Source organism: Chryseobacterium sp. UNC8MFCol (assembly GCF_000482305.1).
Lineage (GTDB): Bacteria > Bacteroidota > Bacteroidia > Flavobacteriales > Weeksellaceae > Chryseobacterium > Chryseobacterium indologenes.
In genome coordinates, this window is sequence record NZ_AXUZ01000019.1 from 90,862 (window position 1) to 106,211 (window position 15,350).

The window sequence follows — 15,350 nt, forward strand, 5'->3', positions numbered from 1 at the left end:
ATGAATAAAACTTTTGCTGATCAGGTCATTGCATTCAATGAAAACCTCACGTACACAGGAGACCTTCCTGAAGGTTTTGAAGTCCTGAATCCGTATCTGGATAATCCGGAAACAATGGTGGTCATGCAAAAGTTTTATCATAAGTACTATAATGATTCCAGTAAAAGGAAGTTTATGATCGGAATCAATCCCAGCCGTCATGGCGCCGGCGTCACAGGAGTTCCGTTTACCGACACCAAAAGACTGGAAAGTGTATGTGGCATACAAATGAAGTCTGCCCGCACCCACGAAGTTTCTTCAGTGTTTATGTATGATATGATTGCGGACTATGGAGGAGCAGAAGATTTTTACAAAAACATTTATATCAATTCTCCTTTTCCTTTGGCTATTGTAAGAAAAACAAAAACCGGATGGCTGAATGCGAATTATTATGATGACAAAAAGCTCTTTGAGTCCGTCAAAGGTTTTATGATTGATTCACTGAAGAAACACATCAGCCTTAATCTGGATACTTCCGAAGTCTTTATTCTGGGCAAAAAGAATGCGGATTTTATTTCTAAACTGAATCAAGAGGCAAAATTGTTTGATAAAATGACCGTTCTGGAGCATCCCCGATATATACAGCAATATAAATCAAAAGAAAAGCAATTGTACATTGATAAATATATGCTGGCACTGAAAAAATAAAAATCCCTCAATCATTTCAGATCAAGGGAATTCCCATTCATGTATTAGAATCTTATCGGGACTGTGACTTGTGAAAATTTTATTTCTTAATAATTTTACTGGATTCTGTTGGTGTTTTTATCAGATAAACTCCTTTCGGTAAGTCTGAAATGTCCAGATCATTTACTCCTTTTTTAATCTGTACACTTTGTAGCAGTTTTCCTTCCAGGCTATAAATCTGAGCTTCAGAATTTTTCTCTGTTCTGATCGATAGTGGCCCTGTGGTTGGGTTTGGGTAGATACTTACCTCTTTTACTACGGCCTTTGTTTCGGAAGTTCCCAGGACTATATTACTGTCTTTTACCCAGGTAAAGGCATCAAAACCGACATATCTGAATCCCCCGTTAGCTGTTATCTGTAATTCATCAATAACGATATTGGAATAATTCTGACCATTTAAATTCGTCATGTCAATCAGTGTATATCCATTTGTAGCTCCCAGGGATGTAGCGAAGCCGGTTGTTTTTGTCTGTGTAAACTTAGTTACACCACTCAGCTTTCCTGTGATAGTCAAACTTCCCACTACATTGAGCTGTAGGGTAAGATCTGAAAGATACATCCAGAATCTGTTTACTTTAAATAAGTTAGAAGTTGTTTTGACACTGAATGATGGTGGAGAGGCCGTGTTGTTGGAATTATCAATATATCTGTTGTCCGCTGCTGTTCCGGACCATCCTGTTCCCGGGAAATTGGACTGAATATCAAACACACTGACATGTGAAATGACATTAAAAATAACTCCGTTATCCGTAAAACTCGTGCTTCCGTTTGATTCGGTTTCAAAAGTTTCTGTACTGGTCTGCCCGAATGAGAAAATTGAAATGAGCAGACTACAGATCGTTAAAAAAGTAGTGCTTTTCATGATTTTATATTTTAAATTTGGTTATTATGTAAAACTAGCTTCTTGGTGGATAGATACCCTCAACGCAGATTATATAGTTTAAACCCAGGTAAGGAGGCATATTGTTTACCGGAAGGTTTTGCCCGACAAACGAAATACTCTGAGGGTTGATAGCTGTATCGGGATCGGCATTGTTGACAAAGCTGGTGACAACATTGAAATCTCTTCCCACCTGTGTTCCTGAGATAGCAATAGATGTGGTTGCCGATGGCGTACCTGAATTGGCATTCTTATTAGCTACTTTGAGTTGAAACCCGGCCCCTACACTTGGAAGGTTAGACGCTAAAAGTGTATTTTGAGTGGTTCCTGCCACAACACCCAATGGATAAAATTGATTAGCATTTACATTCCCGGCTCCCAATGCCATTCTTCCTTTAAGGTTAGGAAGGGCAAAAGTAGTGATTCCATCACCTCCATAGGTTGTTCCTAAAAGAGAGAACAAGGCGCTGTTCTGGGCAATACTTAAGAGGCTTCCGTCACAAAACATCCATCCTCTGGGTGCAAAATTTCCTGCAAATAATTTAACAATTCCCATATATTCTTCCATAATACTAGTTTTTTCAGTTTTTTACTATTCCTACTCTGTTTCACCGGCTTTTCGGAGTCCGCCAACTGGTTTGATTTACTGAGTCAAAGGAACAACGAATACAAAAACAGAACTAGAGTAGAAAATACCAAATTATACACTCCGTATTTCTACGTAATATCCGATTTGAAAATCAAGACTAATTTGTCGTCCTTAAGTTTCCCGGAGAGCACTGTATTTAGTATTTTTGTAAGAATCCAATAAAAAGTAAAATGAACGAATTTGTAGCAACAGAAATTAAAAATAATATTGCCGAAATCACATTCGGAACGCCAAAAAGCAATTCTCTTCCGGGAGCCATTTTAGAAAAGCTGGCCCATACTATTTTAGAAGAGGGGGCAAAAGATGAGGTAAAAGCCATTTTGATAAAAAGTGAAGGCGAAAAAGCCTTTTGTGCAGGAGCCAGTTTTGATGAGCTTTTGGCTATCGAAGAATTAGAGGCTTCCACAAAATTTTTCGGCGGTTTTGCCAAAGTATTGAATGCTATGAGAAATTGCGGAAAGATTGTGGTGGTAAGAGTACAGGGAAAAACTACCGGTGGTGGAGTAGGCATTGCCTGTGGGGCAGATTATTGTTTTGCAACAAAAGATTCAGCTTTAGCCCTTACTGAAATAAATCTGGGAATCGGCCCTTTCGTAATCGGCCCTTATGTAGAAAGAAAGATTGGAAAGTCCCAGTTTTCTGCAATGGCCATCGATGCTGATTTCAGATCTGCAGACTGGGCAGAACAACATAATATCTACCATTCTGTATCTGATACCATTTCGGAAATGGATGAAAAGCTTGACAAATTTATGCAAACCCTGGCCTCCAGAAGCAGTGAAGCCTTAGCCCTTATTAAAAAAGTTTCATGGGAGGGAACAGACCATTTCAATGAATTGATGCCGGCAAGAATTCATATGAGTGCCAGCCTTATTCTGGAAGATTCTGCAAAGAAAAATATCGGAGCGATTAAAGAAAGATTAAGAGCCAAATAATATACAGAGTTCAGGATTTTAAAATATTCAGCCATTGATAAGTTCAATGGTTTTTTTGTTGAGACCGGAAATTATTTTTTAAAAAAAGTTTTGTTCATTCAAATAAAATTTTAACTTTGTAATTCAAAGTTCTTTTTATGGATACCAAAAACTATCACGAAGACTTATCTCATATCCGTTCCATGATGGAGCGTTCTTCCAGATTTATTTCTTTAAGCGGCTTGTCAGGAGTTGTGGCCGGAGTTGTTGCTCTTCTCGGGGCGGGATATGCATATTATGCGATGGAAAGAGAAAAGGTAAGCTATGTTCATGGCCGTAAATTCTTGTATAATCCCGATCTTGTGCAGGAATTAATAGTAACGGGACTTACCGTTTTAATAGTAGCTGTTCTTAGCGGATATATTTTTACGGCCAATAAAAGCAAAAAGAAAGGATTGAAAATCTGGGATGCTACCACGAAGCGTCTTATTGTCACATTTGCTGTTCCGTTGGCGGCCGGAGGGATTTTTTGTTCAGCGCTTATTTTTCATCATTTAGTGGTCTGGATTGCTCCCGCAACATTGGTATTTTACGGATTAGCGTTGGTGGCTGCGGAGAGATATACGCTGCCGGATATAAAATATCTGGGATATTGTGAGATTATTTTAGGATTGCTGGCTGCCTTCGTATTAGGGTGGGGATTGGTTTTCTGGTCCTTGGGATTTGGAGTTTTGCATATTGTTTATGGACTGATTATGCACAAAAAGTATAAATAAAAAGCTAAATTTGCAGCTCTTTAGTCGCTAGTTTCTATAGCCTGCTGTCTGAGATCTGCAACGATTACCTTATTATGATAAAAATAAATCAACTCAACAAAGAATTTGAAAGCCGTGTAAGACTGGGGATTATGTCCGTTCTTATGGTTAATGATTGGGTTGACTTTTCCGAAATGAAAGCACTTCTGGAAATTACAGACGGTAATCTGGCCAGCCACAGTAATGCATTAGAAAAAAACGGATATATTGAAGTAAAAAAAGAATTTGTGGGTAAGAAACCTAAAACCTCTTACAGGGTTACCCAAAGTGGAAGACAGGCCTTTACAGATCATTTGGATGCTCTTGAAAAATTATTGGGACGCTAAACTCAATATTTTTTTGAAATAATACTTTGAAATTCAAAGTTCTTTGTTTTATAAAATAAAGGAATAAAACTGAAAATTAATCTCTTAAAATATATACACTATGAAAAAAATACGTGTTCACTTTCTGCTTTTTGTGTACGACAAAACTCAAAAGATATACAGAAAATACTTTAAAAAGAAAAAAAGACAATGGCAGTTTAATGAAAAGCAGCTTCTTGAATTTCAGGAAGATTCTCTGGGAAGGAAATTGGGGGAATTTTACCATAAACACGGTTTCTCTATGATTCCTAAAATGGAAAACCACGATGTACATCATCTCATTACAGGCTGCAGTACCCATTTTGAAGATGAAATTGCCATGCAGTACCTCTTACTGGGAAATGGTAAACTGAATGCTCATCTTTTGGCTGCTATTGTATTGGGAACGATCATTTTGCCTGAATATGCGAAAATTTATATCAAGGCTTTTCAGAAAGGCCAAAATATGAGACCTTTCCACCATTGGGATTTTGAAGAATTATTGTGGCAGAACTTTGAGCATGTGAAAAACTTCATCCATCAAAAAGATACCGTTGTACTTTATTAATAAACCTATGGGAACAATAAAATTCAGCTTGTTGGGGAAAAGAACTTTCCTTACTTCGTTTTGGCTGGGAACGCTCCTATTGGTCGCATTTTGGATGACGAATGCAGAATGGCTGGCCATTGTCGGGTTTTATTACCTTATCATTGTTGCTATTGCCAATTTCATGATTCTTTTACATGAGCTTTTAGAATATCTGAATGATGTCTCTGAAAAGAAAAGCTCAGGAAACTCAGTACTTCTGCTCCTTGTTAATATTCCGATTGCTTTCGGTTATTTCTATCTATTCCTGCATATCGTTACTTCTTCTTTCAACTCATCATTTTAAATCTACTCTTATGAAAACACATCAATATATACTGATCACAGCCATCCTTTTTGTTATCCTGTTTTATGAGCAGGAACCGGGGCTCAACCTCGGAATCCTTGCTGTTGTTTATACGGTACTGACCTTATTCAGGACATCGGAAAAAAACAGAACCCGGGCATTTCTCATTCTTTTTGTAACCAGTATTTTGTCCGCTGTGGCCTTTGCCTGGTATGGTGATTTTCCTTCTTTCCTGGCAGTGGTGAGTTCACTTCTGCTTCTGGCTTACAGGTCAAAGAACAGGAAGATGAAGATATTGTTTCTCCTTCCTGTTTTTATTGTAAACTGTTGTACCTCTTTTTGCCGCTTTTTCGGTTTTGATCAATGGATGCCTAAAAGAAATGTTTCCGGATTATGGCAGAAGACATTAGCTTTTATCCTGATTCCCTTGATTCTTGTATCTGTTTTCTTTGGAATTTATTCTGCCGGAAGTGACCATTTTGCAGCTCTCTTTACAGATTATGAACTGGATATCAATTTATGGCAGCTTTTCTGTCTTTCTGTATTGGGATTTTTTATCGCTTTTAATTACTGGAACTATGCAGTAGAAAAATTGATTTACAAAAATCATCACTTCCTGGATAATGATTTTAAGAAAGATGCACTGATTCCGAAAGCCACCTATTCTTTCCTGGATCTTGACTCCGAAAGAATGAGTGGGGTTATTTCTTTCCTTTTGCTCAATATTCTTTTGGTCTTTTTTATCATCACTTATAATTATGAACAGTTCTACGAAACTTCAAAAACACCGGTTCAGCTGTCAGAAGAAACACATGAGAGAGTCAACGCAGTGATTATGTCTATCGTTATGGCTATTCTCGTAATCATGTTTTATTTTAAATCCGGTTTTAACTTTGATCCTAAATCCGGATTGATGAAAGTTTTAGCCAAATTCTGGATTTTTCTGAATGCTGTTCTTGTTTTGTCAGCGGCAGTGAAAAATTATGAATATGTGGTTCAGTATGCATTGACCTACAAAAGACTCGGTGTTTTTGCTTTTTTAATGTTAGCACTCGTGGGACTTGCTTTGACCTATATTAAGATTCAAAAGAGAAAAAGAAATGCTTTTCTGTTCAATACAATGACATGGTATCTGTATGGGACAATTCTGGTTTGCAGCTATGTGAACTGGGGTGGTTTTATCACTTCTCAGAATATGAAACGTAAAGATTTTGCCGTCAATTATCATTTTATCTCCATCAATTTTAGCGAAAAGGATCTGTTGAAATATGCTGATGAAAAACATGATCAAAAGCTTAAAAAACAGATACTGGATAAGATTAGAAATGAAAGGTCAAAAACCTTTCTTTCAAAGATTATATATTATCAGACCATTAAATAATATAAGATGAATAAAATAATAAAATCGTCAAGGTTTACAATGAATATCCTGCTGGTATTCATGACCTTATTTTGTTTCAGTCTATCTATATTCAGGTATTATGTCAGTGAAACCAAAGTTTTTTTCTTCCTTAACTGGAATTTATTCCTCGCCTGGATTCCTTTTTTGTTGAGCTCATTCATTGGTGCTTTCAAAATCAAAAGTAAAACATCCCTGGTGTTGATCATTATCGTGTGGATTTTGTTTTTTCCCAATTCACCCTATATTCTTACCGATCTTTTTCATTTAAAAATGAGGGATTCAATACCGGTTTGGTATGATCTTATTGTCATTCTTTCTTATGCATGGACCGGGTTGATATGCGGATTTATAAGTTTACATGATATTGAAAAGCTGCTTTCCGAAAACGGTAAAAAGAGAATGGTTACCGGAATTGTAGTGCTTTTTCTTTTTATGAGCAGTTTTGGTGTCTATCTGGGAAGGTTTTTGAGATGGAACAGCTGGGATGTTTTTAACGATCCTTCCGGATTACTCGGTGACATTATTATTCGGTTTATCGATCCGACAGAGTATTCCGGAACATGGGGGCTTACCTTTTTAATGGGAATTATGCTCAATTGTATGTACTTCACATTTAAACTAATGGAAAGCAATGAGAAGACCGTAATCGAGGCAGAAAAGTGAATCTGTTGACTGCAGTTGGAACAATTTTAGCATGTAAAAAGACTTAACTGAATGTTGAATTGGAACATCCATAAATTAATTATTATGAAAAAAAGCCTATTGTTAATTCCTTTGATGATCGTTGCCTGTAAAAAAGAACCGGCTGTAACAGCAGTATCGGATAAAGATTCTACCATTAAAACAGAAATGCCGGATTCTGTCATGAAAAGTGATTCTGCTGCATTGAGAAAAAAAGATTCCATTATTAACAATGCACCTGCCACTAAAGAAGTTTTGCGTAAAGGCGTCATGAGAAGCGAAAAAGAAGGCCAGATTGTAAGAACGGCCGATGCTTCCCAACTTCCCTTTACACTGGGAGAAGCATTTACAAAAGACGGTCAGGAGCTGGTTTTAAAACTGATCAACTATGATCAACCCAACATTAAGGCAAAGATCACCACCAAAGAAAAGGAATTTAATATCCGCTTCAATCAGATCAAACTTCCTAATGGAGATTATGACGGTCCTTTCGGAAGAGATATTACCCATGAAACTCCGGGGAAAGGAGAGGTATGGCTGATTATAGGGAAAAGTAATATGGCATCAGGAAACACAAAAGGTAGTTTTACGGTAAGCGTGGAATAAGATAAACCAATTTGGTATAATTTCTGCAAACTAATCTTTGAAGTTTAAATTTTAAATTATGAAAAATATAGTTCTAACAGCAATGGCCGCTTCAGCTGTACTTGTAAGTTGCGGAACCGTACAGTCGCTGGTTCAGAATACGTTTCCATACACCACAAATGTTTTAGTTTCTACAGGAGTGCCCGCAGATAAAGAAGTGTCTTCTACGGCAACTGCTACGAACGTTCAGACATGGGTAGGAGGAAATAATAATGCAAAAATCAAAGATGTGAGAATCTCAGAGGCAAAAATCTCTGTAGCTTCACCGTCTGGAGGAAATTTAAGCGCATTCAAGTCCGTTAAAATTTACGTTTCGTCTGCCGGAACAAATGAAAGACTGATTGCATCACGTTCCAATATATCCACCAATTCATCCAGCTTAAACCTGGATCTTAATGACACCGGATATTTGGATGAGATTGTAAAAAGTACGGGACTTACGGTAAGAACGGTGTATGAATTGAAAAACCAGACCAGTTCAGATATGAACATCAAAGTGGCACTTAATTTCAACAGTGTCCCTGCACAATAATTTTTATAAAGTTTATTATGAAGAAAACGTCTTTCAGAGTATTGAAAGACGTTTTCGATTTATATGGTATCGACCGTATTATTGCTTTATCAGTTTTTCAACAACTCTTCGTTGCCCTTCACTGATCGTAATAATATATTGTCCAGGCAACAGGCTTGAAAGATCAATTTTTTCTTCCGGCATTGCTGTTCCCCTGATGACAGATCGTCCCTGCATATTAATGATTTCAAAATCAAGCTTTTTATTTTCCACATTTTGAAGGGTTATAACATTTTGGGACGGATTAGGATAGATTTTTACTTCCAATGATGGTAAAGCTTTAACAGCCGTTGCCGATTTGCCTTCCAATTGGAGTATGGCATTTTTTACATTGGGAAGAGGCCCGATTTTTTGATTGGCAACAGTGCCACCCTGAGGTATTCCTGTAGAAATTAAAAGGTTCTTCATGGCAGCCGGACTCAGGTACTGACCTGTGGTTTGGCGATAATATGACTGAATCAGCACTGCGGCAGAAGCTACCGTAGGAGTTGCAGAGCTTGTTCCACTGAAGTAATTGTATGTTCTGTTGTTATCATTATCATATTTGGCATAGGAACCATATCCTGCCGCCAGAACACTGCTTCCCCAACCTTGTACATCCACCCGGTTCCCGTATGTGCTGAAACTTAGTTTTGAATGTGTGGTATTTGGTGAACCAGCTCCCACGATAATAGCACCGCTGTTTCCTCTTGACATATAAGAAGCATAGAATGGATCATCCAGGTTCTGGTTCCCATTACCTGCTGCTGCAATAATGATTATCCCTGAATCTGTAGCCGCCTTTGTAAGATCCCAGATTACTTTGTCATATTCTGCAGGGCAATATTGCCCGTCTTTACCGCCGGTTTGCATTTCATACAGGATAATATCGCCGGCCTGGGATGCATTGATGGATCTGCTCACTGCAGCGGCCCTGTTGTAGCCTACAGTGGTCCACTCCATATATCCTTTGATTTCAGAAGCATTGTAGACTGCTCCTGTAAGTCCGATATTATCTTTTACAGAACCTAAAATACTGACTACAGCAGTACCGTGATCTCGGTAATTATTATTTGATAATCCGGAATTTGGAGAATATCCTGGTTCCAGTTGTATTGAGTTTTGATTGGCAAGCATTTCGTGAGTTTTATAAAAACCGTATTCTACATCACGGATTCTTATATTTTGTCCGGTAATCCCTCTCGACCAGGCATACTTGGCATTGATTCCGGGGTTGTCGTTCAGGTAAGTCTGAAGGTTTTCCAGATCAGGAGTTGCAACAAAAGCATTGATTAACGGAGGTTCTACAGGAGTACTGCTCATTACTGATGCATATTCAACTTCAGGAAATCTTTCAAGAGCCTGAGCCAGCCTTTGGGCATATTCTTCATTTTGAAGGGGAAGGTCAGCTTTGAATATTCTTTTCAGTTTTTCGACAGATTCAGGAGAATAACCGTTGAGCTTACTGTTTCTTGCCATCTCAGAAAGTTTTTCATCAGTAAAGCCAAGGTCATAGGTAAATGACATGCTGTTTTCCCTGGCCAATTTTTCCAGCTCAGGGTTTTGTGCAAATGCAGCTTTTGCTGAAGCAATACCTTTTGAAAAACAGACATAGATATTGGCTTTTGCATAAGAGTCTCCGTTTGAAGGTTTCTGTGCAAGACAGAGAGAACAGGAGAACATAAACAAAGAGAAAATTTGAATTTTTGTTTTCATATAAATTTTGTTAAATGGTTGTGGATCAGTTTATGTTTATGTCAAAAATAATAATAAAATTAAAACAAATCACGTTTTTGTGAAATTATTTTGATTTGTATGTTTTTTTGGTTACATATTAATTCCGTCGGAAAAAATGTTGCGGTAAAGGGCAAAAAAAATGTCTCACAACATGTGGGAGACATTTTTAATTTTTTATTCGATATATTTTAACTGTAATAATATCCTTCGGATATGTCCGGTAATAAACGCATTATTATTGGTAAGCCAGACAATAGAAATCTGTTTCTCAGGAATGATAAGAAGATGTGATTTAAAACCTCCCTGATCCCCGGCGTGTTCGATAACCTTTACCTTTTCTTCTGTTTTTATTCCCGTATAAAACCCATTATGAACGAACCAGATTCCGGTATGATCGGCTATTTTATCACTTTTCCAGTTAGCAGGCTTCCAGGTGGTTTGGGATTCTTTTATAGTATGACAGTCTGTAAATTTACATTGTTGAAGAGCTGAAATATATTTCTTTAAATCTTCAACAGAACTCCAGACTCCGCCATTTCCGGCAGCTGCAAAAGTAGGACATTCACCATAATCATATTCCTCATAGATATTATTCCTGAGAACATATCCGTGAGCTACCCCTTTGTCTGGGAAACTACCGTCAGTAATGGTTGTGTTTTGCATCCCTGAAGGTCTGAATATATTTTCTGCAATAAATTGTTGCCATTTTTGATGGCTTGTTTTTTCAATGATCAATGCAAGTCCGTTATACGCAGGATTGGAGTAATTTGATTTCGTTCCGGGCTCAAATTCCAATGAATCGGTAGATTTTAATGGCTCAAAATTTTCTTTGTCCTTCGCCGTAAGATAATATATACTGTCTTTGGCAACCTGTCTGAGATCCGGAAGGCCGGAAGTATGGGTAAGGAGGTGGCGGAGCCTGATATCTGCAACTGCTTTCCTGTTTTTGAAGTCCGGGAAGAATTTCAGAAGATGATCTTCTATGGAGAGCTTTTTCTTATTCTGGAGAATCAGAATTCCATAAGACACAAAAGTTTTTGTAATAGAACCAACATTAGATACTGTTTTACTCGTGAATTTTTCTTTTGTTGTAAGGTCTGCAAGTCCAAATGAATTTTCATAGAGTGTCTTATTGCCCTGTTGAATCAGGATACTGCCTCCGGGACTGTTTTCATTAAAGACCTGTGAAAAAGCGGAGTCAAGCTTTGTCTTTAAAAGTTGTTCACGGTCTTGTCCATAACAAGTAAACGCTGTAATGAGAAAGAGTAAAAGACAATGTCTTGCCTGTAACTGTAAATGAATAAACATGGTTTTTGTAGCTGTGATTGTATGTTTTTTATAATTCTGATTCTGATTCCTCTTTTTTATCTTTGTGATAAAAGATATTTTTTTTATTCATGATTTCGTATTCAATTCCTAGGCTGTCTTTATCGACGCTTACCAGTTTTGCCTTCTGAATGGGCTGTGCTTCTCCAGCTATATCATTGGTGAAATGATCCTGAAAAACTTTTTCCACAATCTCTAAATAGGGCACTTTATATATTTCTTTTTCCACAATGCCTTCGTTTTTGTAGATATACACTTTAGGTTTATCCAGGACATTCCGACGCGTTCTTTCAATTCTATAGATCTTGTCAAGTTGTATCTGCTGATAATCATCCAATGTTGAAAAGTAATTGACCAAAGCGAAAAAAGGAATCATCATAGGTAACATGCTCAAAAGAACAGAGAAAATGAGAACGGCAAAATATGCCTTGACAACTTTTTTTCTCCAAAACCTCAGGATGATCAATAAGGTCATTGCGAGCCACATCCAATTGATGATTTTATCCGTGTAATATCCGGAAAAGCTATACTGGTTTAAAGATAAAACAACTTCAGCAAGGAAGACCAGGCTGATAAAAGCATAAAGAAGGAGAATATTTTTATTGCTCATTGTTATCCTGCGATCAGTTTTTGGTAATTGAATCCATAACAATGGTTACAGGACCGTCATTGATGAGGGATACTTTCATATCTGCCCCGAAGATTCCGCTGGCTGTTTTCAGTCCTGATTTGGCTAGTTCTTCTTTGAAATAATCAAACAAAGGAACAGCCTTATCAGGTTTTGCCGCTTTGATGAATGAAGGGCGGTTTCCCTTTTTATAATCGGCAATCAGGGTAAACTGGCTGATGCACAGAATTTCTCCTGAAATATCTTTTACGGAAAGATTCAGTTTCCCGTCTTCATCGCCAAAGACCCTGAGATTTAAAACCTTTTGAACCAGCCATTCTGCATCTGCTTTTTCATCATTTTCATCAATGCCAACCAGCAGCATTAAGCCTTTTCCGATTTCTCCTGCGATTTTTCCGTCTACTTTTACATTAGCTTCCGAAACTCTTTGTATAACGATCTTCATTTTTAATTGTACTATGTATTTTGTGTTTTCTTATAAAAAGAATGGAAGCAAAAATACTAAGAATACTGATAATGATTTGATCTTATTATTCAAAAGAATCATTTCTGAATTGTGAGCTCCATTGCTATCCTGGTTTTTAAGAAATGCCTATTTCATTGTATATGTTTTATAGATAAAAATACTGTTTTTTATTCATATCATTGCGCATCGTGATTTCCATAGTGGATATGAGCAGAATTGTCCTGGATCCCGCAATGTTGAAATCAGAGATATTGACAAAAATAAAAGATTAAAACGATATCATACCATGAAGAAAATGCTTATTTTACTGTTATTGACCTTTCACTACTTGCTATCGGCCCAGAATGACCGTTTTATTTATGAAGTGGAGTATAAGAAAGATTCAATTTCCGGTAAAACCGATAAGGAGAATTATTATTTGGAAATAACAAAAGAAAATGCCGTCTATTACAACAGACTGTATTACGTAAGAGATTCTATATTTGAAGCGACAGGAATACAGGGTTATAAGGGATTTAGATTAACTTCATTTTTAACAAAAAAATTGAACGCTCCTTCATACGAGAATTATGAATATATCGGTGATGTCAATTTTTACAAAATAGAGGAGCCGGTACATCTTGACTGGAAGATGGCAAGTGATACAAAGGTGATTAATGATCTCAGAGTACAAAAGGCTGAAACGCGCTTTGGGGGAAGAACCTGGACTGCCTGGTTTACCCAGGAAATTCCATTTTCGTATGGCCCCTATAAATTCAATGGTTTACCAGGTCTGATTGTGGAATTGTATGATTCTAAAAAGAATTATGTTTTCCGGCTCGTTAAAAGTGAAAAAATTGTAGCAAACTATAAAAGTTACACCTTGAATGAGTACAGCAAAGGAGCGGTGTCAACCAATTACAAGAAGTTGTCTCAACTGAAGGTAGAGATTTATAAAGATCCTTTTAAATATGTTTTTAATGGCAGATTAAGCATTCCCGAAGGGAAAAAACTACTGCTTGAAGACGGAACGGTGCTGAGTAAGGATGAATTAAAACCTGCAGAGAAAAGGGAACGAGAAAAGATCAGGTCGTTCAATAATCCGATCGAGCTGGATAAAGCGGTCAAATACCCGGACTAAATAAAAAACCACAATAATTGTATTGTGGTTTTTTATTTACTTTATTAGTAATAAATATGTAAAACTTTGGTTGTAGGATCAAAATCATAGGTGTTATAAGTCTTTGGTGGGAGAGAGGTTTTGGAACCGGATTCCGGTTGCCCGGTTCTGAGAATCCATGTGCTGTTATCCTTCGGACATATGATGGCAATATTATTTTTCACCTCAAGAGTCGTGTTGTTATCCGGACATATGTGAGGTGCATTCCTGTCATATACTTTGAATGCATTTCCTACACGAACTATAATTAATCCTCGGGTTCCCGATTGCTGCTCATTCACATACACCCAGCCGTTGTCATAGTTCAGATTATTGTAAGCCGGAAGGTTTAGATTCAAAGTAACGTTGATCGGGTTATTGGGAAAGCAGCTTACGGTATCTTCTCTGCTTCCGCAAGAGTTTATGTATAATGAACTGGAAATCAACAGGATGAAAATAGATAATATAGAAAAAGTTTTTTTCATTTCAATTTAAATTTTTATATATTTGTAAAAATTAAACGATTATAACACGTAAAACATTGTCCGGCAAATGTCGGATTATTTTTTTATACTAAAACTAAATTTTGAAAATTATGGCAAGCTATGTAACAAAGGAGGGCCTGGAGAAAATGAAAGCTGAGCTGGAACAGTTGGAAACTGTGGAAAGACCAAAAATTACTCAGCAGATCGCAGAAGCAAGAGACAAAGGAGATTTGTCTGAAAATGCAGAATATGATGCGGCTAAAGAGGCTCAGGGAATGCTTGAAATGAGAATTTCCAAGCTGAAAGATGTAATCTCTACTTCTAAAATTATAGACGAAAGCCAATTAGATACTTCAAAAGTTTCCATCTTAACGACTGTGAAACTTAAAAATAATGCTACCAAACAAGAGCAGGTATTTAAATTGGTACCGGATAACGAAAGTGACCTGAAAACAGGAAAGATTTCTGTAAACACTCCGATTGCAAAAGGACTTCTGGGAAAAGCTGTAGGTGAAACTGCAGAAATTACTCTACCCAACGGAAACAAACTTTCTTTTGAAGTATTAGACATTACACTATAGTCTGATATCATCTTAGATTTCTAACCTCTAACTTCTATATAAATGAGCACTATATTCACAAAAATTATCAACGGCGAAATTCCCTCGTATACCATTGCAGAAGATGAAAACTTTATCGCTTTCTTAGACGCAATGCCGCTGGTGAAAGGACATACCCTGGTAGTTCCTAAAAAAGAAGTGGATCTGATTTTTGATCTTGACAGTGAAGAATACAAAAACCTTTGGGGATTTGCCCAAGAGGTAGCCAAGAAGATCAAAACTGCAATTCCATGTGTAAGAGTAGGAGTAGCGGTAGTAGGACTTGAAGTACCCCATGCTCACATCCATCTGATTCCTTTAAACAAGATGGAAGACATGAACTTCAGAAATGAAAGATTAAAATTAACGAACGAAGAATATACAGAGATTCAAAACTCAATTATTAATTCTTAACCAACAGAAAATCGTAAAAAAGAAATTTTTTACGATTTTCTTTAACATATACATATTA

The 15,350-nt window shown here is 37.0% G+C and carries 20 protein-coding genes; 13 read left to right on the forward strand and 7 right to left on the reverse strand.

The window, feature by feature from the left end; translation table 11 throughout:
* Nucleotides 1-687, forward strand: a complete 687-nt coding sequence (locus M030_RS0113485) for an SMUG2 DNA glycosylase family protein (protein WP_027373993.1) — start codon at nucleotides 1-3, stop codon at nucleotides 685-687.
* Nucleotides 688-766: 79 nt separating this feature from the next.
* Here the strand turns inward: M030_RS0113485 and M030_RS24975 are convergent, their stop codons facing one another.
* Both M030_RS24975 and M030_RS0113495 read right to left on the reverse strand, forming a co-directional pair.
* Nucleotides 767-1,588 carry a T9SS type A sorting domain-containing protein gene (locus M030_RS24975; protein WP_027373994.1) on the reverse strand — a complete coding sequence of 274 codons (822 nt, stop codon included), beginning with the start codon at nucleotides 1,586-1,588 and terminating at the stop codon, nucleotides 767-769.
* A gap of 34 nt (nucleotides 1,589-1,622) precedes the next feature.
* Complete coding sequence (locus tag M030_RS0113495; protein WP_027373995.1) at nucleotides 1,623-2,174, reverse strand: phage tail protein; 552 nt, start codon at nucleotides 2,172-2,174, stop codon at nucleotides 1,623-1,625.
* Between the two features lie 251 nt (nucleotides 2,175-2,425).
* Between M030_RS0113495 and M030_RS0113500 the strand changes: the two genes are divergently transcribed.
* The 9 genes from M030_RS0113500 (at nucleotide 2,426) to M030_RS0113540 (ending at nucleotide 8,481) form a co-directional block, all read left to right on the forward strand.
* A complete protein-coding gene (locus M030_RS0113500) occupies nucleotides 2,426-3,190 on the forward strand; it encodes an enoyl-CoA hydratase/isomerase family protein (RefSeq protein ID WP_027373996.1) in 765 nt (254 codons plus the stop codon).
* 137 nt (nucleotides 3,191-3,327) lie between these two features.
* Nucleotides 3,328-3,945 (forward strand): membrane protein, encoded by a 618-nt coding sequence (locus M030_RS0113505; RefSeq protein ID WP_027373997.1) that lies wholly within the window; start codon nucleotides 3,328-3,330, stop codon nucleotides 3,943-3,945.
* Between the two features lie 74 nt (nucleotides 3,946-4,019).
* Nucleotides 4,020-4,310, forward strand: coding sequence for a winged helix-turn-helix domain-containing protein (locus tag M030_RS0113510; RefSeq protein ID WP_027373998.1), 291 nt, complete (start codon nucleotides 4,020-4,022; stop codon nucleotides 4,308-4,310).
* Nucleotides 4,311-4,410: 100 nt separating this feature from the next.
* Entirely contained in the window at nucleotides 4,411-4,896 is a 486-nt protein-coding gene (locus M030_RS0113515) for a Coq4 family protein (protein WP_027373999.1), read from the forward strand.
* Between the two features lie 7 nt (nucleotides 4,897-4,903).
* Nucleotides 4,904-5,221, forward strand: coding sequence for a hypothetical protein (locus M030_RS0113520; RefSeq protein WP_155860253.1), 318 nt, complete (start codon nucleotides 4,904-4,906; stop codon nucleotides 5,219-5,221).
* Between the two features lie 10 nt (nucleotides 5,222-5,231).
* Nucleotides 5,232-6,602, forward strand: coding sequence for a DUF4173 domain-containing protein (locus tag M030_RS0113525; RefSeq protein ID WP_027374001.1), 1,371 nt, complete (start codon nucleotides 5,232-5,234; stop codon nucleotides 6,600-6,602).
* Between the two features lie 6 nt (nucleotides 6,603-6,608).
* The gene (locus M030_RS24145) at nucleotides 6,609-7,286 is read left to right on the forward strand and encodes a DUF1361 domain-containing protein (protein ID WP_051585074.1); all 678 of its coding nucleotides are present in this window, start codon (nucleotides 6,609-6,611) and stop codon (nucleotides 7,284-7,286) included.
* 84 nt (nucleotides 7,287-7,370) lie between these two features.
* A complete protein-coding gene (locus tag M030_RS0113535) occupies nucleotides 7,371-7,910 on the forward strand; it encodes a hypothetical protein (RefSeq protein ID WP_027374002.1) in 540 nt (179 codons plus the stop codon).
* Nucleotides 7,911-7,968: 58 nt separating this feature from the next.
* Entirely contained in the window at nucleotides 7,969-8,481 is a 513-nt protein-coding gene (locus tag M030_RS0113540) for a hypothetical protein (RefSeq protein ID WP_027374003.1), read from the forward strand.
* Nucleotides 8,482-8,559: 78 nt separating this feature from the next.
* On the opposite strand, the gene M030_RS24980 is transcribed toward M030_RS0113540, so the two are convergent.
* From M030_RS24980 to dtd, 4 genes are all read right to left on the reverse strand, one after another.
* Nucleotides 8,560-10,215 (reverse strand): S8 family peptidase, encoded by a 1,656-nt coding sequence (locus tag M030_RS24980; RefSeq protein WP_081806339.1) that lies wholly within the window; start codon nucleotides 10,213-10,215, stop codon nucleotides 8,560-8,562.
* 195 nt (nucleotides 10,216-10,410) lie between these two features.
* Nucleotides 10,411-11,544 carry a serine hydrolase domain-containing protein gene (locus tag M030_RS0113555; protein ID WP_027374004.1) on the reverse strand — a complete coding sequence of 378 codons (1,134 nt, stop codon included), beginning with the start codon at nucleotides 11,542-11,544 and terminating at the stop codon, nucleotides 10,411-10,413.
* A gap of 28 nt (nucleotides 11,545-11,572) precedes the next feature.
* Nucleotides 11,573-12,172, reverse strand: a complete 600-nt coding sequence (locus M030_RS0113560; RefSeq protein WP_027374005.1) for a hypothetical protein — start codon at nucleotides 12,170-12,172, stop codon at nucleotides 11,573-11,575.
* A gap of 13 nt (nucleotides 12,173-12,185) precedes the next feature.
* Entirely contained in the window at nucleotides 12,186-12,635 is a 450-nt protein-coding gene (gene dtd / locus M030_RS0113565) for a D-aminoacyl-tRNA deacylase (RefSeq protein ID WP_027374006.1), read from the reverse strand.
* Between the two features lie 307 nt (nucleotides 12,636-12,942).
* Between dtd and M030_RS0113575 the strand changes: the two genes are divergently transcribed.
* The gene (locus M030_RS0113575; protein WP_027374007.1) at nucleotides 12,943-13,776 is read left to right on the forward strand and encodes a GLPGLI family protein; all 834 of its coding nucleotides are present in this window, start codon (nucleotides 12,943-12,945) and stop codon (nucleotides 13,774-13,776) included.
* Nucleotides 13,777-13,820: 44 nt separating this feature from the next.
* Here M030_RS0113575 and M030_RS0113580 read toward each other — a convergent pair whose 3' ends face one another.
* Nucleotides 13,821-14,279 (reverse strand): hypothetical protein, encoded by a 459-nt coding sequence (locus tag M030_RS0113580; RefSeq protein ID WP_027374008.1) that lies wholly within the window; start codon nucleotides 14,277-14,279, stop codon nucleotides 13,821-13,823.
* 110 nt (nucleotides 14,280-14,389) lie between these two features.
* Here M030_RS0113580 and greA point away from each other — a divergent pair, with 110 nt between their 5' ends.
* Both greA and M030_RS0113590 read left to right on the forward strand, forming a co-directional pair.
* Complete coding sequence (gene greA / locus M030_RS0113585) at nucleotides 14,390-14,860, forward strand: transcription elongation factor GreA (RefSeq protein WP_027374009.1); 471 nt, start codon at nucleotides 14,390-14,392, stop codon at nucleotides 14,858-14,860.
* A 42-nt stretch (nucleotides 14,861-14,902) separates the two neighbouring features.
* Nucleotides 14,903-15,292 carry an HIT family protein gene (locus M030_RS0113590; RefSeq protein ID WP_027374010.1) on the forward strand — a complete coding sequence of 130 codons (390 nt, stop codon included), beginning with the start codon at nucleotides 14,903-14,905 and terminating at the stop codon, nucleotides 15,290-15,292.
* The last annotated feature ends 58 nt before the right edge of the window (nucleotides 15,293-15,350 follow it).